The organism is Pseudonocardia bannensis (assembly GCF_012911875.1).
Classification (GTDB): Bacteria; Actinomycetota; Actinomycetes; order Mycobacteriales; family Pseudonocardiaceae; genus Pseudonocardia; species Pseudonocardia bannensis.
Map to the genome: position 1 here is coordinate 1 of NZ_JAAXKZ010000107.1, position 20,886 is coordinate 20,886.

Genomic DNA, 20,886 nt, shown 5'->3' on the forward strand with positions numbered 1-20,886 from the left:
GGTCCGTGGCGCGGCCGGGGAGCCGGCCCAGTGCACGGCGGAGCTCGCCCGGGCGGCGGTGTGAGCGGGCAGGCCGCGTCGGGTGGTGCGGTGAGCGCCGCGGGGGAGCCCGGCCCGACGCGGGTGCTCGCGCTGTGGTCTCCGGACTGGCCGGTGACCGCTGCGGCGCGAGCCGAGCGGGTGCCGTCGTACCGGCCGGCGGCGGTGGTCGCCGCCAACCGGGTGCTGGTCTGCTCGGCCACGGCGCGGGCCCACGGGGTGCGTCGTGGGCTACGCCGCCGGGAGGCGCAGGCCCGGTGTCCCGAGCTGGTCGTGCTGGCCCACGACACCGGCCGCGACGCGCGGTTGTTCGAGCCGGTCGTGGCCGCGGTGGAGGAGCTGGCTCCCGGAGTCGAGGTGGTGCGGCCCGGGCTGGTCGCGCTGGCCGCCCGGGGCCCGGTGGGTTACTTCGGTGGTGAGCAGCAGGCAGCCGAGCGGCTGGTCGACCAGGTGGCGGCGCGCGTCGACGTGGAGTGCCAGATCGGGCTCGCCGACGGGCTGTTCGCCGCCGTGCTCGCGGCCCGGCGCGGGGTGAGCGTCGAGCCGGGCGGAACGCCGGCCTTCCTCGCCCCCCTCGGTGTCGACGAGCTCGACCGTGAGCCTGAGGTCGACCGATCCGAGCTGGTCAGCCTGCTGCGTCGGCTCGGGCTGCGCAGTCTGGGCGCGTTCGGCGCGCTGGCGGCCGCGGACGTCGCCTCCCGGTTCGGCGCCGACGCGGTGCTCGCGCACCGGCTGGCCCGGGGGCTGGATCCGCGACCGCCGGTGCGACGCCACCCGCCGGAGGAGCTGGCCGTCGAGATCGAGCTCGACCCACCGGTCGACCGGGTCGACGCCGCCGCGTTCGCCGCCCGTGGGCTGGCCGAGCGCCTGCACCGTGAGCTGGCCGGGCACGGGTTGTCCTGCACCCGCCTCGGGGTCGCCGCGCGCACGGCGGGAGGGGAGGAGCTGCTCCGGATCTGGCGGTGCGCCGAGCCCCTCACCCCGGCCGGCACGGTCGACCGGGTGCGCTGGCAGCTCGACGTCTGGCTCACCCGCGGTGGGTCGGGGGCGGTCACCCGGCTGCGGCTGACCCCGGAGGAGACGGTCACCGCGGGAGCGCTGCAGCTGGGCCTGTGGGGTGAGGTCGGGGAAACCGACGAGCGGGCCGGTCGCGCGCTGGTCCGGGTGCAGGCGCTGCTCGGACCGGACGGGGTGGCCACCGCGGTGCTGGTCGGTGGGCGGGACCCGGGGGAACGGGTCCGGCTGGTGCCCTGGGGGGACGACCGGGGTGTCGTGGCGGCCGCTGGCGCGCCGGAGCTCAGGGCCCCGTCCCACCCTGATCGGAGTGCGCCGCCGGCGGGTGCCGGCGGGGACCCGGCGCCGGATACCGATGGGATGATCGGCGTTCCGCTGCCGGGTGCCGCGCTCAGCGCGGGTGGCGGCTCCGAGAGGGTGATCTCCGTGGGGGGCTCCGGGCTGTCTCCGCAGCGCAGCCGCCGCGGACAGCGGTCCCGGACCATCCGGAGCAGCCGCGCGGCTCGTGATCCGGTACCCGCCTGGCCGGGCCGGTTGCCCGCGCCGTCGCCCGCGACGGTGCCTCCCGACCCGCTGCCCGCCGAGCTGCTCGACGTCGCCGGCCGCCCTGTGCTGCTCCTCGCCTCCGACCTGCTCGGCGCCACGCCGTACCGGCTCACCGTGGACGGCGGCCCGTCCGGTGTCGTGGCCGGGTGGGCCGGGCCGTGGCCGCTCCAGCAGCGGTGGTGGATACCGGGCAACATCGGCGGGGCGAGGCTGCAGGTGCTGCTCGACGACGGGGTCGCACTGCTGCTGTTCGGCCGGCCCGGGAGGTGGTGGGTCACCGGGATCTACGATTGAGTCCCGGCGCAGCGGCTCACCTGGCGAGGTCGTCCGTGGACAGCGCGAAGTGCGCCAGGGTGCCGGCCACCGCGTCGGTGAAGCGGTCCAGCGCTGTCCGGTCGAGGGTGTCGAACCGGTCGCAGGCCTGGTGGTAGCAGGGGTCGAAGGGCTTGCCTGCGCGTCCGCCCCAGCGGGCGGCCTGCTCGGCGGTCTTCTGCTCGGCGTCACCGGAGAGCACCCCGCCGGAGGGGATTCCGGCCTGGACGAACGCGTCGTAGTCCGAGCTGCCGTCGAAGCCGATGATCTCTGCCTCGACCCCGGTGGCGGCCAGCCGGTCGGCCACCGCCCGCGCCACCACCGCGGAGCCGTCGGGCCCGGATCCCGAGCCGCGGCCGCCCTGCACGAAGTAGCCCGCGTTCGGCGAGGCGAGCATGTCCAGGTTCAGGTAGAGCGCGATCCGCTCACGGTCATCGCGGGAGAGCGTCTCGACGTAGTGCGTGGAGCCGTCCAGGGCGGCCTCCTCCGAGCCCCACCAGGCGAACCGCACCGCATTGCCGACCGCGGGGGACCCGCCCAGCCGCTGAGCGATCTCCAGCAGCGCGGCCGCTCCGGTCCCGTTGTCGTTGATCCCGGGACCTGCCGCGACGGAGTCCAGGTGCGCACCGGCCATCACCACCCGCTCGCGGCTGCCCGTGCGGGTCTGCGCGATCAGGTTGCGGACCTCGATCCGGCGGATCTCGCCGGCCAGCCGCAGGGTGACCGGGGCCCCGGGCTGCGCCGCCAGTGCCGCGCCCTCCGCGGCGGTCAGCCCGACGGCCGGCAGCGGGCCGCCGTTCTCCGCGTCGAACATCGCGGGGGGCCGGCCGGGGTCGTTCACGAACAGCACGGCCGCGGCCCCGGCCTCCGCCGCGAGCCGCGTCTTGCGGGAGAACGAGCACCGGCCCCGCTGGAGCAGCACCGCCGAGCCGGCCGCCACCCCGGTGAAGTCGGCGGCGTCGCACCCGGCGCCACGGTCCGGGGTGAGAACCGACAGCGAAGCCGAGACGCCCTCGGGCGGGGTGGCCGGGGAGAACTCCACCGCGCGGGCGGCCACCTCCGAGCCGGCGACCGTGAGCTGCAGCTGGTCGACCTGGAAGGCGGACACCGGGTAGGTGGGCGTGCTCACCTCGTAGCCGGCGTCGCGCAGTACCCCGGCCAGGTAGTCGACACTCGCGTCGTAGCCCGGACCGGGCGAGGCCCGGTTGCCCCCGTTCTCGTCGGCGAGGCGTTGCAGTGCCTCGAGGTGGGGGATCGTGCCGGGCGCTCCCGTCTCGGCGACCAGCCGTTGCTCGAGCCGGCTGTCGGGGGATGGGCCGGGTGGTGGCGGAGCGGCTGTCGTGCAGCCGGCCAGCAGCCCGGCGGCTGCCAGCGCGACGGCCACGCTCCACGCACTGCGCATCCGGGTTCCCCCTCCGCGGCGTTCCTCCGGTCTGACCGGGTCGCACGATCCAGCATGCCGTCGACCGGTGATGTGTGCCATCACCACCGAACACACCACCGAACGCACCATTCACGCCGCCTGTGGACAATTCGACCGGATTGACTCCTATCGAACAGATGTTCGATAGTCTTCGTGCGTGGGCTTCAACAACCCGGATGTGAGCTGGTCGGAGCTGGAGGCGGTGCTCTCCGGCCGGGTCCGCGACGGCGCCGGCCTCACCGGCGTCGCGCCGGCCGGAGAGGGGGGCGACAGTCCGGCCTGGTCGCGCAAACGCGAGCCCTATCGCGCCCCCGAACTGCCGGGGCCGTCCATCCGCACGCCCTACGCGGAGCTGCACTGCCACTCCAACTTCAGCTTCCTCGACGGCGCCAGCCACCCCGAGGAGCTGGTCGAGCAGGCCGCCCGGCTCGGCCTGGAGGCGATTGCGCTCACCGATCACGACGGCATGTACGGGGTGGTCCGGTTCGCTGAGGCGGCTGCCGAGCTGGGGGTGAAGACGGTCTTCGGTGCCGAGCTGAGCCTCGGGCTGGCCGCTCCACAGAACGGGGTGCCCGACCCGGAGGGGAGCCATCTGCTGCTGCTGGCCCGCGACCCCGAGGGCTATCGCGCGCTGTGCCGCACGATCAGCACCGCCCAGCTGCGAGGGAAGGAGAAGGGCCGCCCGGTCTACGACCTCGACGAGATCGTCGCCGACACGGCCGGGCACGTGCTGGCGCTCACCGGTTGCCGCAAGGGCGCGGTCCAGCAGGCGTTGCGCCGGGGCGGGCCCGACGCGGCGGCGGTCGCGCTGCGCGACCTCGTCGACCGGTTCGGCCGCGACGGGGTGGCCGTCGAGCTCACCCATCACGCGCTGCCCACCGACACCGAGCGCAACGACGCACTGTCCCGTATCGCCGAGTCTGCCGGAATCCCGACGGTGGCCACCACGGCTGCGCATTACGCCACCCCCGGTCGCTACCCGCTGGCCACCGCGCTGGCCGCGGTCCGGGCCCGGCGCAGTCTCGACGAGGCCGACGGCTGGCTGCCGCCGGCGGGGACGGCACACCTGCGCGGCGGGGTGGAGATGGCGGCCCGGTTCGACGCGCGCTACCCGGGGGCGGTGGCCCGGGCCGCCGCGTTCGGTGCCGAGTGCGCCTTCACCATCGATCTGGTCGCGCCGGACCTGCCGCCGTTCGGCGTGCCCGCGGGCCACAGCGAGGCGAGTTGGCTGCGCGAGCTCACTCACCGCGGGGTGGCCCGGCGTTACGGCAGCTATGCGGAGTACCCCGAAGCGGTCGAGACCGTGGAACGGGAACTGCAGATCATCGAGGCCAAGAACTTCCCCGGCTACTTCCTGATCGTGCACGACATCGTCGAGTTCTGCCGCAAGGCCGACATCCTGTGCCAGGGCCGGGGCTCGGCGGCGAACTCGGCGGTCTGCTACGCGCTGGGCATCACCCAGGTCGACGCCGTCACCAACGGGCTGCTGTTCGAGCGATTCCTGTCCCCGGCCCGGGACGGCTATCCCGACATCGACCTGGACATCGAGTCGGGCCGCCGCGAGGAGGCCATCCAGTACGTCTACTCGAAGTACCACCGCAGCCACGCCGCCCAGGTGGCCAACGTCATCACCTACCGGCCGCGTTCGGCGGTCCGGGACATGGCGAAGGCGATGGGCTTCTCCCCGGGCCAGCAGGACGCCTGGAGCAAGCAGATCGAGCGCTGGGACGGCCTCGATGACAGGGTGGACGGGAACGCCCCCGCCGGGATGCCCGCCCAGGTGCTCGACCTGGCCGACCAACTGCTCGGTTTCCCGCGCCACCTCGGCATTCATTCCGGCGGGATGGTGATCTGCGACCGGCCGGTCTCCGAGGTCGTGCCGGTGGAGTGGGCCCGGATGGAGGGCCGCACCGTCGTGCAGTGGGACAAGGACGACTGCGCGGCCGCCGGGCTGGTCAAGTTCGACCTGCTCGGGCTGGGCATGCTCACCGCGCTGCACCTGATGATGGACCTGGTCGCCGCCCACCACGGGAAGCGGGTCGAGCTGCACGAGCTGCAACCGACCGACGACGCCGTCTACGCCATGCTGCGACGGGCCGACTCGATCGGGGTGTTCCAGGTGGAGTCCCGGGCCCAGATGGCCACCCTGCCCCGGCTCAAGCCCCGGGTGTTCTACGACCTGGTGGTCGAGGTCGCGCTGATCCGGCCGGGCCCGATCCAGGGCGGTTCGGTGCACCCCTACATCCGGCGGCGCAACGGCCTCGAGACGTGGCAGCACGACCATCCCCTGCTCAAGGGTGCGCTCGAGAAGACGCTGGGCGTGCCGCTGTTCCAGGAACAGCTCATGCAGGTCGCGATCGACGTCGCCGGGTTCTCCGCGGCCGACGCCGACGAGCTGCGCCGGGCCATGGGCGCCAAGCGCTCGACGGAGAAGATGGAGCGGCTGCGCGGCCGCTTCTTCGACGGCATGGCGGCCAACGGGATCACCGGCGAGGTGGCCGACGGGATCTTCACCAAGATGCTGGCCTTCGCGAACTTCGGTTTCCCGGAGAGCCACTCGATCAGCTTCGCGTCGCTGGTCTACTACAGCGCCTGGTTCAAGCACTACTACCCGGCCGCGTTCTGCGCGGCCCTGCTGAACTCGCAGCCGATGGGCTTCTACTCCCCGCAGTCATTGGTGGCCGACGCGCGCCGGCACGGGGTGCGGGTGTCCGGCCCGGATGTGAACCTCGGCGGCGCGCAGGCGATCCTGCAGGCGGACCCCCGCAGTACGGGTGGCCACTCGATCCGGCTGGGGCTGGGTGAGGTGCGCGCCGTCGGTGCCGAGCTGGCCGAGGAGATCGAGTCCGAGCGCGCTCGGGGCGGCCCGTACCGGGACCTGGCCGACCTGGCCCGCCGGGTGCGGTTGACCGCACCGCAGGCCGAGGCGCTGGCCACCGCAGGGGCGTTCGGTTGCTTCGGGGTGGACCGGCGGTCGGCGCTGTGGGCGGCCGGTGTCGTGGCGGCGGTGCGGCCGGGTCATCTGCCCGGCACGGCGGTCGGGCTGGAGGCGCCGGTGCTGCCGGGGATGACCGATGCCGAGCTGACGGTGGCCGACGTCTGGGCCACCGGGGTCTCCCCGGACAGCCACCCCATCCAGCACCTGCGCGACCGGCTCGACCAGCTCGGCGCGGTACGGATCGACCGGCTGGACGAGGTGGGCCGCCGTGCCGGGGCCCCGGCCGACTCCCTCGAGCCGGCGGATCGGGAGGACGCGGCGACCCGGGCGCCCCGGGTGCTGGTCGGCGGCCTGGTCACCCACCGGCAGCGGCCGGCCACCGCGCGCGGGGTCACCTTCATCAACCTGGAGGACGAGAGCGGGATGCTCAACGTCACCTGCTCGGAGGGGCTGTGGGCGCGCTACCGGCCGGTGGCGCGCGGCAGTTCGGCGTTGCTGGTCCGGGGGCGGCTGGAGCGCAGCGAGGAAGGCGTGCTCAACCTGGTCGCCGACCGGCTGCAACGGCTGGTGCTCACGGTGCCCGTCCGGTCCCGGGACTTCCGGTGACACCCACGACATGCCGGAGGCCCCGCTGCAGCGCCCAGCGGGGCCTCCGGCCGGGGTGGGTCAGCGGGTGATGGGGTTGCCCATCGGCAGCGCCTTGCCGCCCAGCTCCTGCGACATCGCGTCGAAGAAGATGTAGGCGTAGATCGCGCAGAAGACGAACGTCGAGATGCCGGCCAGCGTCGCGAACAGGGCGGTACCGGTCAGTACGAAGCTGAGCACCAGAGCGAAGGTGACGCTCACGAACACGAAGCCGGCGGTGAACGCCAGCGGCAGTCGCAGGGTGGCCAGCGTCAGCGCCACGAACACGATCAGCCACGACAGCAGGTAGGCGGCCTGCACGTTCTGCACCTGGGTGGCGGCCAGGGTCGGGTCGGTGGAGAGGCCGAACCAGCCGTTGAGCAGGCCCATCAGCAGGAAGCCAAAGCTCAGCCAGAAGGCCGAGAAGGTGCCGAAGATCCCGGCGACCGCGCTCTGCCCGATCCGGGCCGCCCAGATGCACGCGACCAGCAGGAACAGGCCGGCCGAGAACGTCACCGCGGCGGTCATGCCGCCCGGCAGGGTGGCGGTGTCGAGATAGCCGACGAGCCAGAGCCCCAGGGTGATACCGCCGGGCAGGAAAGTCGGGAGGCCGAGCAGGGCCGGGTTGCCGGCCGGAACTGCGGGGGCTGTCTCCACCGGGGCTGCCCCGGGCTGGACGTCGCTCTCCACGCTCATTGACCATGCTCCTCATCGAGAAGGGCCGGCGACGTTGCCGGTCCGTCCACATTGTGTGGTAGCTCATACCTCCAGTCACCTGCCCGATCGGGTTAGAACAGGCCCTCTGCCAGGGGTGACAGGCTGGCCCGGTGCACGACGACGCGGAGTTCACCGAACTGGACCTGGCCGAGCTGGTGGCGGACGGGCAGCACTGGAGGCAGCGCCGGTTCGTGCGGTGCTCGTTCGCCGACGCCGATCTGCGGGGACTGGTCACGGAGCGTTGCTCCTTCGACGACTGTGACCTGACCGGGGCCGACCTCGGCGAGTCCGAGCACCGTGGGACCGCTCTGCGGAGCTGCGTACTGCGGCGCACGACGCTCACCGGCTCGACGTTGCGGGGCTGCTCGCTGCTGGGGTCGAGCATCCTCGACTGCCGACTGCGCCCGATCGTCGTCACCGACTGCGATCTCACACTCGTCGCGCTGGGCCGGGCCGACCTGCGGGAGACCGATCTGTCCGGCCTGCGGCTGCGCGAGGCCAACCTCGTCGAGGCGGACCTGCGCGGTGCCGATCTGCGCGGTGCCGACCTGTCCGGGGCACGGCTGCTGCGCACCCGCCTGGAGGGCGCCGATCTGCGTGGCGCCCGGATCGACGCGGACGGCCTGGTCCAGGCCCGGCTGACCGGGGCGACGGTCGACCCGGAGACGGCGCTGCGGTTCGCCGAGGCCCAGGGGCTGCGCATCGGCTGACCGCCCGGCCGGTCGGGAGCGAGACCGTGGGCCGCCGGCCGGCAGTGGGAGGATGGAGGGCGTGACGGCGACGGTGATGGACGGCAAGGCCACCCTCGACGAGATGCTGGCCGAGCTGGCTGTGCGGGTGGAGAAGTTGACGGCGGCCGGTGTGACACCGGGCCTGGGAACGCTGCTGGTCGGGGACGACCCCGGCTCGCACTCCTACGTCCGCGCCAAGCACCGTGACTGCGCCAAGGTCGGGATCACCTCGATCCAGCGCGAGTTGCCGGCCGACGCCTCCCAGGCCGACGTCGAGCGGGTCATCGACGAGTTGAACGCCGACCCGGCGGTCACCGGCTACATCGTGCAGTTGCCGCTCCCGAGAGGGCTCGACGCCGGGGCCGCGCTCGAGCGCATCGACCCGAGCAAGGACGCCGACGGCCTGCACCCGGTGAACCTGGGCCGGCTCGTGCTGGGCGAGCCCGGCCCGCTGCCGTGCACGCCGCGCGGGATCGTCGAGCTCTGCGGCCGCTACGGGGTCGAACTCGACGGCGCGCGGGTGACGGTCGTCGGCCGCGGGGTGACCGTCGGCCGGCCGCTCGGGCTGCTGCTGACCCGGCGCAGCGAGAACGCCACGGTGACGCTGTGCCACACCGGCACCCGCGACCTGGCGGCGGAGGCCCGCCGGGCCGACGTGGTGGTGGCCGCGGCGGGGGTGCGCGGACTGATCACGGCCGACATGGTGAAGCCGGGCGCGACCGTGCTCGACGTCGGCGTCAGCCGGACCGATCTCGGACTGGTCGGCGACGTCGCGCCGGAGGTGGCCGAGGTGGCGGGCCGGCTGGCGCCGATGCCCGGCGGGGTCGGCCCGATGACGCGGGCGATGCTGCTGACGAATGTGGTGGAGGCGGCCGAACGGAGCTTGCCGGAGTGAGCATGGATGCCGAACGGAGCTTGCCGGAGTGAGCACGGACGCCGAACGGAGCTTGCCGGAGTGAATGCGCCCGGGCGTCAGGATCTGCGTGCGCGGTTGTCCGTGCACGGGCCCCTGACCCTGGTCCTGCTGATCGCCCTCCTGGGTCTGGGCCGGGTCCTCACCGAGCACTGGCGTGAGGGGTCGGTGCTGCTCGGCGGGTCGCTGCTGGTGGCGGCCGCACTGCGCGTGGTGCTCCCGCCCGACCTGGTGGGCCTGCTCGCCATCCGTAGCCGGGCCGTCGACGTGCTCTGTTACGGCGGGTTCGGCCTGGTCGTGGTGGCCCTGGCGGTGACGATCACTCGAGGTTCGCTCGCCGTCGGTTGAGGAGCGGACGGCCCGCGCGCGGCGTCGTCGACATCGGTGCCGGCCATGATCTGCGGTAGCGTGCGGCGCACCATCATCACGCGAGGACGTCCATGACCTCGACGGACCGACCGAAGCCGGGACCCGCGGCCGGTGCCGGTGAAGGGGTGCGCGCCCGGCGGACCCGCGCCCTGCTGCTCGCGTCGGCGCGCGAGGTGTTCGAACGCGACGGCTACGTCAACGCGCGGGTGGCGGACGTCGTCGCGCTCGCCGGGGTCTCGCACGGGACGTTCTACACCTACTTCTCGTCCCGGCCCGACGTCTTTCGTGCGGTCATCGCGGAGGTTCGCGCCGACCTCAACGAGGCGATCGCGGTGTCACCGGGCGAGGGCTCGGACGCCGGTCCCGCTGCCGTCGCCGAGGTCGTGCGCCGGGTGGAGCGGTCGAACCGGGCGTTCATCGAGGCCTACCGCCGCAACCGGAACATGATGCGGCTCTACGAGCAGGCCGCGACGATCGATCCCGAGGTGCAGGCTTTCCGGGTGGCCGACCGGCGGGCGCACGTGGACCGGATCGCGGGCAGCATCCGCCGTCTGCAGGCCGCGGGGCTCGCCGACCGCACCCTCGACCCGCGCACCACCGCCGCTGCGCTGGCCTCGATGGTGAGCAACTTCTGCTTCCACTGGCTGGCCATGGACGAGCCGTTCGAGGACGAGCTGGGTACGGCCACGCTGACCCGGCTCTGGGTCCGTTCCCTGGGCCTCCCCGGCTGACATCGCGATCGGTCCGGTCGGGCGCCGGCGGGGAGGGTCAGCCGGCCGCCTCGGCTGCCGGCGGCGTCGGGCCTCGCCGCGGCGCGCAGGCCCCGGCCAGGGTGAGCCGCTCGATCTCGGGGGCGTCGAGGCCGAGGCCGGCCAGCACCTCGGCCGTGTGCTCACCGAGCCGGGGCCCGGGCCGGATCTCGGCGTGCCCGGACACGGAGAAGCCGACCGCGGGCCGGGCCAGCCGCAGCGTGCCCTCGGTGGGGTGCTCCACGTGCTCGAACAGCCCGGCCGCGGCGATCTGGGGGTCGCTGAACACATCGGCCAGCGAGTTCACGGGCATCACCGGGATGCCCGCCTTCTCCAGCGCCTCCCGCCACTGCGCGGTGGTTCGTGTGGTCAGCACCGCCGCGACCAGCTCGTAGAGCTCGTCGATGTGCTCGGTGCGCGCGGTGATGGTCGCGTAGCGCGGGTCGTCAGCCAGTTCGGGGCGCCCGATGAGGGCGAAGAACGATCGCCAGTGCCGGTCGGTGTAGATCATCGTGCTGACGTGGCCGTCAGCGGTGCGGTACGGACGGCGGTGCGGCGACGCGGTGCGCGCGTACCCGGCCGGCCCGGTCGGCGGATCGTAGACGTACCCGGCCTGCTGCTCGAGCATGGTGAACCCGACCAGGGTCTCCAGCATGGGCACCTCGACGGCCTGCCCGACCCCGGTGACCGCCCGGTGGTAGAGCGCGGCATTGATCGAGCCGAGGGCCATCAGCGCGGCGACCTTGTCGGCGACCACCGTGCGCACGTACTCCGGCGCTCCGGCCGTGCCCTGCGAGGCGGCCAGCCCGGACGCGGCCTGGATGACGTCGTCGTAGGCGGGCTGGCCGTGGTACGGGCCCGCCGAGGAGAAGCCGTAGAGCGAACAGTGGACGACCGTCGGGTTCACCGCCGCGATGTCGGCGTAGGTGATCGCCAGCTTCTTCTCCGCGTCGGGCCGCACATTGTGCACGAACACGTCGTGCTCGGCGGCCAGCCGGCCGAGGAGTTCCCGGCCCTCGGGGTCGGCCAGGTCGAGCACGATGCTGCGCTTGCCCCGGTTGGCGTTGAGGAAGATCGGGCCCATCCCGGTGCCCCGCCGGTCGCTGACGTAGCGGACCAGATCGCCGGACGGGGCCTCCACCTTGAGCACGTCGGCCCCCATCTGGGCCATCAGCAGCGTGCAGTACGGACCCATGAACGTGCTGGTCACATCCAGGACGCGGACACCGGCGAGCGGACCTGCGGGCATCGATGCCTCCTGGCCAGTGGTGGATCCGGCGTTCGGAGCCTACCTGACATCGGTGTCAGGTACGCACGGTCGACAGCGGCTCGTCGCCCGCGCGGCGCCCATGAGGCGGTGCAACTGGCCAGGCTGCGCACCCGGTTCGGGCTGCTCGACACGATCACCGAGACGGAGGGCTTCGACCGCATCCTGCGCGACGTCCCCGGCCTGCGTCGCCTCGACGACGGCGAGCGCGCGAAGGCCGTCGACGCGTTCGAGCGTTACCTCGACTCCATCCCCGAGTCGAAGAGGTTCCGCGGGGTCACCTACGCCGTCAGGGACGTGGCCGGGCGCTCCGGATTCGGCTTCGCGCACACCTATGCGGTGCAGGTGCGGGCCGACCATGCGCTGTTCGTGGAGGCCTTCCGGGGCGGGGGATCCCGGGGGTGACCGCCTCGGTGGGGTCGTGAGCGGAGAACGACGCTATCTGCTCACGACCCCACCGGAGTCGGATCAGAACTCCGCGAGCGCGGCGTTGAACGTCGCGCTCGGGCGCATGACCTCGTCGGTCCTGGCCTTGTCGACGTAGTAGTAGCCGCCGAGGTCGACCGGCCGGCCCTGCACGCCGTTCAGCTCACCGACGATCGTCTCCTCGTCGGCGGCAAGCCGCTCCGCCAGCGGGGCGAAGATCTTCGCCAGCTCGGCGTCGTCGGCCTGCGCGGCCAGAGCCTGGGCCCAGTACAGCGCCAGGTAGAAGTGGCTGCCCCGGTTGTCCAGCTCGCCGGCCTTGCGCGAGGGGGACTTGCCGTTCTCCAGCAGCTTCCCGGTCGCGTCGTCGAGAGCCTTGCCGAGCAGCGCCGCCCGCGGGTTGTCGTCCTTGGCGGCCAGGTGCTCCAGGGAGACGGCCAGCGCGAGGAACTCACCCAGGGAGTCCCAGCGCAGGTGGTTCTCCCTGACCAGCTGCTGGACGTGCTTGGGCGCCGAGCCGCCGGCCCCGGTCTCGAACAGCCCGCCGCCGTTCATCAGCGGGACGATCGAGAGCATCTTCGCGCTGGTGCCCAGCTCGAGGATCGGGAACAGGTCGGTCAGGTAGTCGCGCAGCACGTTCCCGGTGACCGAGATCGTGTCCTCGCCGCGCTTGGCCCGCTCCAGGGTGTAGCGGGTGGCCTCGGCGACCGGCAGGATCTCGATGGTCAGTCCGTCGGTGTCGGACTCGGCGAGGTACGCGCGGACCTTCTTGATCACCTCGGCGTCGTGGCCGCGGGTCTCGTCCAGCCAGAACACGGCCGGGGCGCCGGTGGCGCGGGCCCGCTCGACGGCCAGCTGCACCCAGTTCCAGATCGGGGCGTCCTTGGTCTGGCAGGCGCGCCAGATGTCCCCGGCCTCGACCTGGTGCTGCAGCAGGACGCTGCCCGCGGCGTCGACCACCCGGACGGTGCCGGGCGCGTCGATCTCGAAGGTCTTGTCGTGGCTGCCGTACTCCTCGGCCTTCTGCGCCATCAGGCCGACGTTCGGGGTGGTGCCCATCGTGGTCGGGTCGAACGCGCCGTGCTCACGGCAGAACGCGACCGTCTCGGCGTAGAGCGGGGCGTAGGACGAGTCCGGGATGACGAACTTGGTGTCCTGCAGCTCGCCCGCGGCGTTCCACATCTGGCCGGACGAGCGGATCGCGGCCGGCATCGACGCGTCGATGATGACGTCGCTGGGCACGTGCAGGTTGGTGATGCCGCGGTCGGAGTCGACCATCGCCAGCGACGGGCCGCTGTCGTAGGTCGCGGTGATCGCCTTCTCGATCGCCTCGCGCTTCTCCGCGGGCAGCTTCTCCAGCGCGGTCAGCACGCTGGCCAGCCCGTCGTTCGGGTCGGCGCCCACGGAGGCGAGGTCGTCGCCGTAGTCGGCGAACACGTCGGCGAAGTACTGCTTCACCGCGTGTCCGAACAGGATCGGGTCGGACACCTTCATCATCGTCGCCTTGAGGTGCACCGAGAACAGCACGCCCTTGGCCTTGGCGTCGGCGACCTGCTCGGCGAGGAACGCGTCGAGGGCCTCCCGGCGCATGACCGCGCCGTCGACGATCTCCCCGGCCAGCACCGGCAGCGACGGCTTGAGCACGGTCACGGTGCCGTCCGCGGCCACGTGCTCGATCCGCAGCTCGGCGGCTTCGTCGAGGGTCACCGAGGTCTCGGAGTGCCGGAAGTCGCCGTCGCTCATGGTGGACACGTGCGAGGCCGAGTCCGGGGACCATGCGCCCATCGAGTGCGGGTGCTTGCGGGCGAAGTTCTTCACCGAGGCCGGGGCCCGGCGGTCGGAGTTGCCCTCGCGCAGCACGGGGTTGACGGCGCTGCCCTTGACCGCGTCGTACGAGGCACGCGCAGCCTTCTCCTCGTCGGTCTGCGGGTCCTCCGGGTAGTCCGGGATGTCGTAGCCTGCGCCCTGCAGTTCCTTGATCGCCGCCTTGAGCTGCGGGATCGAGGCGCTGATGTTGGGCAGCTTGATGATGTTGGCCTCGGGCGTCTTCGCCAGCTCACCGAGCTCGGCCAGCGAGTCCGGCACCCGCTGGGCGTCGGTGAGCCGGTCCGGGAACTGCGCGAGGATGCGGGCGGCCAGCGAGATGTCGCGCGTCTCGACGTCGACCCCGGCCTTGCCGGCGAACGCCTCGATGACCGGCAGGAACGAGTGCGTCGCCAGCGCCGGTGCTTCGTCGGTGTAGGTGTAGATGACCTTCATCGTTGCTCTGGCCTGCCTGTGACTCGTGGTCGGACCTGGACGGTGGAGCGCGATGCCCCCTGGCTGACACGCTATCCCGTGCCGCCGTCCTGGCGCGTCCGGTGTCCGGTCGGACGCAGGAGGACCTGGGGATCGGCCCGCGCGACCGGAACCGTCGGCCGCCTGCCCCCACCTGCCCTTGATCGTCTTTTCGGGTCATCACCCGGGCGGCGAGGCTGCCCTGGGCTACGGTTTAGCTGCCACCGGCCAGGGGAGCGCCTCGTGAACAAAATCAAGATCAAGAAGCCGGACTCGGCCAAGCTGCGGGGCTGGCCGTTCGTGATGCTGGCCGGGGTGGTCCTGGCGCTGCTCGCCCTGCTCGACCGGGGCGGGTTCTCGATCGGGGCGACGGGCGTGACCGGCTGCGTGATGCGGGTCGACGCCGCCGAGGTCAACGTGCGGTCCACGCCCGGCACCGAGCTCGAGCCGGTCCGGAAGCTGCGCCAGGGCGACGAGGTCGACGCCGAGCGGATCGTCACGGGCGGGTTCCGCAAGCTCGCGGGGGAGGGCGAATGGGTCCTGGACCAGAGCCTGGTCCCGACCACCGGCAGCAACTGCTGACCCCCGCCGCGCGGGCCCGAACGGTCCTGGGAGACGCTCCGGACGTGCTCACCGTCAGCTCGGTCAACGTCAACGGGATCCGGGCCGCCGCCCCGAAGGGTCTCCTCGCCTGGCTGGTCGCCACCGACGCCGATGTGGTGTGCCTGCAAGAGGTCCGGGCCCATCCCGAGGACCTGCCCGCCGAACTGCTCGACACCTTCGCCCGGCACGGCTGGCACCTGACCTACGCCCCGTGCGAGACCGCGCGCGGACGCAACGGGGTCGCCGTGCTCACCCGGGTCCCGCCCGATGCGGTACGGATCGGCTTCGGCGGCGCCGAGGCTGCGGAGTTCGCCGGCTCGGGCCGCTACCTGGAGGTCGACCTCGACGTCGGCCCCAGCAGGTTGACGGTCGCGTCGCTGTACCTGCCCAACGGCACCGTCGACACCCCCAAGCAGGACGAGAAGGACCGCTTCCTCGCCGTGTTCGCGCCCTACCTCGCCGAGCGCCGGGAGAAGGCGGCCGCCGAGGACCGCGAGGTGCTCGTGTGCGGTGACTGGAACATCGCCCACACCGAGGCCGACATCCGGAACTGGAAGGGAAACCTGAAGAACTCCGGGTTCCTGCCGCACGAGCGGGCATGGCTGGGCGAGGTGTTCACCGGGTACGTCGATGTGGTGCGCACCCTGTATCCCGGCGTCGACGGGCCGTACTCGTGGTGGTCCTACCGCGGTCGCGCCTTCGACAACGACGCCGGCTGGCGCATCGACTACCACGTGGCGACGCCCGGTCTCGCGTCCCGCGCCGAGAGCGCCGTCGTCGAGCGCGCGGCCAGCCACGGCGAGCGCTGGTCCGACCACGCACCGGTGACGGTGCGCTACCGCACGGCGCCGTCATGATCCCCAGCCGGGTCATCGGCGGCCGCTACGTCCTGTTGAGCGAGATCAGGTACGGCCGGATGGGCGCGGTCTGGCGGGCCGAGGACCGGCTGACCCGGCGGGAGGTCGCGGTCCGGGAGTTGCAACTGCCCGCCGGACTCGCACCGGCCGACCGGGCGCAGTTCCGGGACCGCCTGCTGCGGGACGCGCGCACCGCCGGGCGGCTGCGCCACCCCGGTATCGGCGCAGTGCACGACGTCATCACCGACGACGACATCGACCACGTCGTGTCCGAGCTGATCGAGGCCCGCACGCTGGCCGCCACGGTCGCCGAGGACGGACCGCTCACCGAGCGCCCGGCCACCACCGTCGGCCGCCAGGTGCTGTCCGCACTGCGGACGGCGCACGGCAGCGGGCTGTTGCACCGCGACGTCGCCCCGGACAACGTCCTGCTCGGGCGCGACGGCCGGGTCGTCCTCACCGGGTTCGGGATCGCGGCCGCGCTCGAGGGCCTGCCGCTTCCCGCCCCGTTCGCCGGTCCCGTCGGCTACACCGCGCCGGAGCGGCTGGCGGGTGCCCCCGCCTCGGCGGCCGCGGACCTGTGGGCGCTCGGCGCGACGCTGTTCCACGCCGTCGAGGGTGCCGGGCCGTACGAGCGCGCCACCGCCGCGGAGACCCTCGAGGCCCTCACCCACGCCGACCTGCCGCGGACGCGATGCCGCGGCCCACTCGGCTCGGTGATCGTCGGCCTGCTGGCCCGGTCCCCGCAGGGCCGGCTGAGCGCCGAGCAGGCTGCGGCGCTGCTCGACGCGGCGGCCGGCGGAGCCGCGTCCGCGCGCGGCGTGCTGACATGGTGGCGGTGGTCGCGACGGCGGCCACCGATCGGCTGAGCCGGACGTCCGCGGGCCCGCCGGCTGCAGGCGGTGATCGAATGCCCGATGACCGAGCCGACCGAGCCGACCGAGCCGACCGAGCCGACCGAGCCGACCGAGCCGACCGGGGTGCCCGTCGCCCACGGCAACGTCGATCTCGTCCGCGCGGCCCTCACCGCGGGTGGGGCGGACCCGGCGTCGCGGGTGCTGCCCGACGCCGTGACCACCGCGGCCGCGGCGCTGGGCGTCGAGTCGGCCAGATCGCAACTCGCTGGTCTTCGACGCCGATGGCGCGCCGCTGCTCGTGCTCACCTCCGGGGCGCACCGGGTGGGCACCGCCAAGGTCACCACGCTGGTCGGTGCCGGGCGGGGCGGCAGGCGAGCCCGAGTGCGTGCACGCCGCCACCGGGCAGCGGATCGGCGGCGTCGCCCCGGCCGGGCACCCGGCCCGCTACGCACCCTCCTCGACCGGGCCCTGGAGGCCTCCCCGCGGGTCGGGGCCGCGGGCGGCATCCCGCACGCCGTCTTCCCGGCGACGTTCGCCGAACTGGTGGCCGTCACCGGCGGGGAGCCGGCGGACGTGGCCTGAACCCGGTCAGGCGCCCGACGCGGACCGCAGCCGCGCCCACAGGAAGCCGGTTGCGTCGAGTGGATCGTCGGAGGTCCCGGTGTCGTCGCGCCCGGCCCCGGGCCACTCGTGCGGTGCCCCGTCGATCACGTCGCGCGTGACGGTGCGTCCCGCGGCACATCCCCAGGTGCTCACGGTGGCCTGCGCCTCCACGATGACGGTGGGATCGCCGGCGCAGCCGGCGGCGGCCAGGAACGGCGCGAGCGTCGCGTCGAGCGGGGGGAAGCCCCGCTGCGGCCGGCCGCCGATCGGCACCCGGTCGTCGGCCGTGCCCTGCACCGCGGCCACCGTGAGCGGGGCCGGTTCCGGACAGTCCACGAGCAGCGTGCCGGCCACCGAACCGATGCCGGCCAGGTCGCCGGGCCGGCCGCAGGCCCACCGGTAGGACATCATCGCGCCGTTGGAGAAACCGACCGCGTACACCCGGCCCGCGTCGACCGCGTCCTCGGCGATCAGCTGTTCACGCAGTTCGTGCAGGTAGGCAGCATCGTCGACGCCGAGGTCGCGGGCCCGCCCGCAGCAGCTGCCGGCGTTCCAGGTGCCGTCGACCCCGTCGGGATAGGCGACGACGAATCCATCGCGCTCGCCCAGGGCGTCCCAGCCGAGGTGGGCCCGGGCATCGGCGGCGCTGCCGCCCGCGCCGTGCAGCACGACGACCAGCGGCGCTCCGGGCCCGGCGGTGGGCGGGTGCACGACGACGGCCGTGCGACCGGCCCCGGCCGCGTGAGTCCGGACGGTCCGGTCGTCCGGTTCGTCGGCTGCGGAGCCGCCGGTGGCGGCCGCGGCGCAACCGGCCAGCAGGACCGCGCCGAGCAACAGGAAACCGGGTCGGAGCAGCCGGCGGAGCGCGGCGGCCCGGATCGCCGGAGCGCGCATGGGCCGAGTGGACACCGGCCGCAGGGATCTGTCGACCCGGGCCCGGCCCGGAGGCGGTCCAGACCGCGCGACGCAGAGTCGACAATCCGTTGGTCGACCTCGCTCCGGCGGCGACCTAGTGTGAGGCCATGACCGACGTGCTCCCCGATCCTGTGCCGGCTGCCGAGGCCGCTCCCTCCGAGGCGGCCCTGCGGCGGGCGCTGCGCCGGGTTCGAGACGGCGCCGTGCTCGACGTGACCGAGGCCGCCGTGCTCCTGGCCGCCCGGGGCGGGCAGCTCGACGAGCTGCTGGATGCGGCGTCGCGGGTCCGGGACGCGGGGCTGGTGGCCGAGGGCCGCCCCGGCGTGGTGACGTACTCGCGCAAGGTCTTCATCCCGCTGACCCGGTTGTGCCGGGACCGATGCCACTACTGCACGTTCGCCACCGTCCCGCACCGGCTGCCCGCGGCCTTCCTGGAGCGCGACGAGGTCCTGGAGATCGCCCGCGCCGGCGCGGCCGCTGGGTGCAAGGAGGCGTTGTTCACCCTCGGCGACCGGCCCGAGGACCGCTGGCCCGCAGCCCGGGAATGGCTCGACGAGCGAGGCTACGACTCCACGCTGGACTACGTGCGGGCCTGCGCCATCGCTGTGCTCGAGGAGACCGGTCTGCTGCCCCACCTCAACCCGGGGGTGCTGAGCTGGGCCGAGCTGACGCGGCTCAAGCCCGTGGCGCCGAGCATGGGGATGATGCTGGAGACCACGGCGACCCGGCTGTGGTCCGAGCCGGGCGGCCCGCACTACGGCAGCCCGGACAAGGAGCCGGCGGTTCGGCTGCGCTCGCTCACCGACGCCGGCCGGGTCGGGGTCCCGTTCACCACCGGCATCCTCATCGGGATCGGGGAGAACCGCACCGAACGCGCGGAGTCGATCTTCGCGATCCGCTCGGCGGCCCGGGCGCACGGACACGTCCAGGAAATCATCGTGCAGAACTTCCGGGCCAAGCCCGACACCGCGATGGCGAACGACCCGGACGCCGACCTCGACGACCTGGCCGCCACGATCGCGGTGACCCGGCTCGTGCTGGGCCCGAAGATGCGGGTGCAGGCGCCGCCGAACCTGGTCGGCGACGAGTTCGCGCTGATGCTGCGTGCCGGTATCGACGACTGGGGCGGCGTCTCGCCCGTGACCGCCGACCACGTCAACCCCGAGCGGCCCTGGCCGGCGATCGACGAGCTCGCCGCGCGGTCCGCCGAGTCCGGCTTCACGCTCCGCGAGCGGCTCACGGCCTACCCGCGCTACGTGCTGGCCGGATCGCCGTGGATCGACACCCGGCTGCACGCCCACGTCGCGGCGCTGGCCGACCCGGAGACGGGGCTGGCGAACGAGGACGCGGTCGTGGCGGGCCTGCCGTGGCAGGAGCCGGACGGCGGGTTCGCCTCGACCGGGCGGATCGATCTGCAGGCGACGATCGACACCACCGGACGCACCGAGAGCCGGCGCGGGGACTTCGACTCGGTCTACGGCGACTGGGACGAGCTGCGCGGCGAGCTGGCCGCCCAGCAGCGGTCCGCGCCCGAGCGGCTGGACTCCGACGTGCGGGCGGGGCTCGCGCTGGCCGCGTCCGACCCGGCGGCACTGCTCGACCCGGCCAACACCGCGGCGGCGATGGCCGTGCTGACCTGCGAGGGCCCGGCGCTGGAAGAGCTGGCCAGGCTGGCCGACGCGGTGCGCGCGGACGTCGTCGGGGAGCCCGTCTCGTACGTGATCAATCGGAACATCAACTTCTCGAACGTCTGCTACGTCGGCTGCCGGTTCTGCGCCTTCGCCCAGCGCGAGCGCGACGCCGACGCGTTCCGGCTCTCCCTCGACGAGGTCGCGTCCCGGGCGGTCGAGGCCGCGCAGGATGGTGCGACCGAGGTCTGCATACAGGGCGGCATCGACCCGCAGCTACCGGTCAGCTTCTACGCCGACCTGGTGCGCGCGGTGCGGGCCGCGGTACCCGGGATGCACGTGCACGCGTTCAGCCCGATGGAGATCGTGAGCGCCTCGGCCAAGGCCGGGGTGTCGATCGAGGAGTGGCTGACCGAGTTGCGCGACGCCGGGCTGGGCTCGATCCCGGGCACGGCGGCGGAGATCCTCGACGACGAGGTCCGCTGGGTGCTGACCAAGGGCAAGCTGCCGGCCGCGCAGTGGATCGAGGTCGTGTCGACGGCGCACAAGCTCGGCATCCCGTCGTCGTCGACGATGATGTACGGCCACGTCGACGAGCCCCGGCACTGGCTCGGGCACCTGCGCACGCTCGCAGCCGTCCAGGACGAGACCGGTGGTTTCACCGAGTTCGTCCCCTTGCCGTTCGTGCACCACAACGCGCCCATCTACCTGGCGGGGATCGCCCGGCCCGGGCCCACCGAGCGCGACAACCGGGCGGTGCACGCGTTCGCCCGGCTGGCCCTGCACGGCCGGATCGACCACATCCAGTGCTCCTGGGTGAAGCTGGGCGACGACCTGTCCGCGCGGATCCTGCAGGGCGGCGCCGACGACATGGGCGGCACCCTCATGGAGGAGACCATCAGCCGCATGGCAGGCTCGGAGAACGGGTCCGCGCGCACGGTGGCCGAGCTGGAGTCGATCGCGACGATGGCCGGGCGCCCGATCCGGCAGCGGAGCACGACCTACGCCGAGCCGGTCGCGCGCCTCGTCCCGGCAGCCGCCGGAGCCCCGCGCCTCATCCCGCTCACCCCGGCCTGACCC

At 73.4% G+C, this 20,886-nt stretch carries 17 protein-coding genes; 12 read left to right on the forward strand and 5 right to left on the reverse strand.

The window, feature by feature from the left end:
• Window positions 1-90 precede the first annotated feature (90 nt).
• Window positions 91-1,893: a DNA polymerase Y family protein gene (locus HF519_RS22840; RefSeq protein ID WP_312860290.1), complete on the forward strand. Its 1,803-nt coding sequence runs from the start codon at window positions 91-93 to the stop codon at window positions 1,891-1,893.
• A 16-nt stretch (window positions 1,894-1,909) separates the two neighbouring features.
• Here the strand turns inward: HF519_RS22840 and HF519_RS22845 are convergent, their stop codons facing one another.
• Window positions 1,910-3,313: a M28 family peptidase gene (locus HF519_RS22845; RefSeq protein WP_169415048.1), complete on the reverse strand. Its 1,404-nt coding sequence runs from the start codon at window positions 3,311-3,313 to the stop codon at window positions 1,910-1,912.
• A gap of 178 nt (window positions 3,314-3,491) precedes the next feature.
• On the opposite strand from HF519_RS22845, the gene HF519_RS22850 reads away from it, so the two are divergent.
• Window positions 3,492-6,878: an error-prone DNA polymerase gene (locus HF519_RS22850; protein ID WP_169415049.1), complete on the forward strand. Its 3,387-nt coding sequence runs from the start codon at window positions 3,492-3,494 to the stop codon at window positions 6,876-6,878.
• Window positions 6,879-6,938: 60 nt separating this feature from the next.
• Here HF519_RS22850 and HF519_RS22855 read toward each other — a convergent pair whose 3' ends face one another.
• On the reverse strand, window positions 6,939-7,592 hold the full coding sequence (locus tag HF519_RS22855) for an acetate uptake transporter family protein (RefSeq protein ID WP_169415050.1): 654 nt from the start codon (window positions 7,590-7,592) through the stop codon (window positions 6,939-6,941).
• Window positions 7,593-7,723: 131 nt separating this feature from the next.
• Here HF519_RS22855 and HF519_RS22860 point away from each other — a divergent pair, with 131 nt between their 5' ends.
• The 4 genes from HF519_RS22860 (at window position 7,724) to HF519_RS22875 (ending at window position 10,357) form a co-directional block, all read left to right on the forward strand.
• Window positions 7,724-8,323 (forward strand): pentapeptide repeat-containing protein, encoded by a 600-nt coding sequence (locus tag HF519_RS22860; protein WP_312860291.1) that lies wholly within the window; start codon window positions 7,724-7,726, stop codon window positions 8,321-8,323.
• Window positions 8,324-8,384: 61 nt separating this feature from the next.
• Window positions 8,385-9,239 carry a bifunctional methylenetetrahydrofolate dehydrogenase/methenyltetrahydrofolate cyclohydrolase gene (locus HF519_RS22865; protein WP_312860292.1) on the forward strand — a complete coding sequence of 285 codons (855 nt, stop codon included), beginning with the start codon at window positions 8,385-8,387 and terminating at the stop codon, window positions 9,237-9,239.
• A gap of 102 nt (window positions 9,240-9,341) precedes the next feature.
• Window positions 9,342-9,605, forward strand: a complete 264-nt coding sequence (locus HF519_RS22870; RefSeq protein WP_312860293.1) for a DUF3017 domain-containing protein — start codon at window positions 9,342-9,344, stop codon at window positions 9,603-9,605.
• A gap of 92 nt (window positions 9,606-9,697) precedes the next feature.
• A complete protein-coding gene (locus tag HF519_RS22875) occupies window positions 9,698-10,357 on the forward strand; it encodes a TetR/AcrR family transcriptional regulator (RefSeq protein ID WP_169415053.1) in 660 nt (219 codons plus the stop codon).
• A gap of 37 nt (window positions 10,358-10,394) precedes the next feature.
• Here HF519_RS22875 and HF519_RS22880 read toward each other — a convergent pair whose 3' ends face one another.
• A complete protein-coding gene (locus tag HF519_RS22880; protein ID WP_169415054.1) occupies window positions 10,395-11,624 on the reverse strand; it encodes a CaiB/BaiF CoA transferase family protein in 1,230 nt (409 codons plus the stop codon).
• 48 nt (window positions 11,625-11,672) lie between these two features.
• On the opposite strand from HF519_RS22880, the gene HF519_RS31720 reads away from it, so the two are divergent.
• On the forward strand, window positions 11,673-12,047 hold the full coding sequence (locus tag HF519_RS31720) for a DUF2252 family protein (RefSeq protein ID WP_312860295.1): 375 nt from the start codon (window positions 11,673-11,675) through the stop codon (window positions 12,045-12,047).
• Window positions 12,048-12,110: 63 nt separating this feature from the next.
• On the opposite strand, the gene HF519_RS22890 is transcribed toward HF519_RS31720, so the two are convergent.
• Window positions 12,111-14,324, reverse strand: coding sequence for an NADP-dependent isocitrate dehydrogenase (locus tag HF519_RS22890; RefSeq protein WP_169415055.1), 2,214 nt, complete (start codon window positions 14,322-14,324; stop codon window positions 12,111-12,113).
• Window positions 14,325-14,585: 261 nt separating this feature from the next.
• Between HF519_RS22890 and HF519_RS22895 the strand changes: the two genes are divergently transcribed.
• The 4 genes from HF519_RS22895 to HF519_RS22910 all read left to right on the forward strand — a co-directional run bounded on the left by HF519_RS22895 (window position 14,586) and on the right by HF519_RS22910 (window position 17,242).
• Window positions 14,586-14,924: an SH3 domain-containing protein gene (locus HF519_RS22895; protein WP_169415056.1), complete on the forward strand. Its 339-nt coding sequence runs from the start codon at window positions 14,586-14,588 to the stop codon at window positions 14,922-14,924.
• Between the two features lie 44 nt (window positions 14,925-14,968).
• The gene (locus HF519_RS22900) at window positions 14,969-15,802 is read left to right on the forward strand and encodes an exodeoxyribonuclease III (protein ID WP_312860294.1); all 834 of its coding nucleotides are present in this window, start codon (window positions 14,969-14,971) and stop codon (window positions 15,800-15,802) included.
• Window positions 15,799-16,671, forward strand: coding sequence for a serine/threonine-protein kinase (locus HF519_RS22905; RefSeq protein ID WP_169415058.1), 873 nt, complete (start codon window positions 15,799-15,801; stop codon window positions 16,669-16,671). The genes HF519_RS22900 and HF519_RS22905 overlap by 4 nt, the downstream gene beginning before the upstream one ends.
• Window positions 16,672-16,957: 286 nt before the next feature.
• The gene (locus tag HF519_RS22910; RefSeq protein WP_246244944.1) at window positions 16,958-17,242 is read left to right on the forward strand and encodes a YbaK/EbsC family protein; all 285 of its coding nucleotides are present in this window, start codon (window positions 16,958-16,960) and stop codon (window positions 17,240-17,242) included.
• Window positions 17,243-17,248: 6 nt separating this feature from the next.
• Here HF519_RS22910 and HF519_RS22915 read toward each other — a convergent pair whose 3' ends face one another.
• Window positions 17,249-18,157, reverse strand: coding sequence for a CE1 family esterase (locus tag HF519_RS22915; protein WP_169415059.1), 909 nt, complete (start codon window positions 18,155-18,157; stop codon window positions 17,249-17,251).
• A gap of 128 nt (window positions 18,158-18,285) precedes the next feature.
• Between HF519_RS22915 and HF519_RS22920 the strand changes: the two genes are divergently transcribed.
• A complete protein-coding gene (locus HF519_RS22920; RefSeq protein ID WP_169415060.1) occupies window positions 18,286-20,883 on the forward strand; it encodes a bifunctional FO biosynthesis protein CofGH in 2,598 nt (865 codons plus the stop codon).
• Window positions 20,884-20,886 lie beyond the last annotated feature (3 nt).

Coding starts and splice junctions, on each gene's coding strand:
- HF519_RS22845 (WP_169415048.1), bottom strand. CDS start 3,313: ATGCGCAGTGCGTGGAGCGTGGCCGTCGCGCTGGCAGCCGCCGGGCTG.
- HF519_RS22855 (WP_169415050.1), bottom strand. CDS start 7,592: ATGAGCGTGGAGAGCGACGTCCAGCCCGGGGCAGCCCCGGTGGAGACA.
- HF519_RS22875 (WP_169415053.1), top strand. CDS start 9,698: ATGACCTCGACGGACCGACCGAAGCCGGGACCCGCGGCCGGTGCCGGT.
- HF519_RS22880 (WP_169415054.1), bottom strand. CDS start 11,624: ATGCCCGCAGGTCCGCTCGCCGGTGTCCGCGTCCTGGATGTGACCAGC.
- HF519_RS22890 (WP_169415055.1), bottom strand. CDS start 14,324: ATGAAGGTCATCTACACCTACACCGACGAAGCACCGGCGCTGGCGACG.
- HF519_RS22905 (WP_169415058.1), top strand. CDS start 15,799: ATGATCCCCAGCCGGGTCATCGGCGGCCGCTACGTCCTGTTGAGCGAG.
- HF519_RS22915 (WP_169415059.1), bottom strand. CDS start 18,157: ATGCGCGCTCCGGCGATCCGGGCCGCCGCGCTCCGCCGGCTGCTCCGA.
- HF519_RS22920 (WP_169415060.1), top strand. CDS start 18,286: ATGACCGACGTGCTCCCCGATCCTGTGCCGGCTGCCGAGGCCGCTCCC.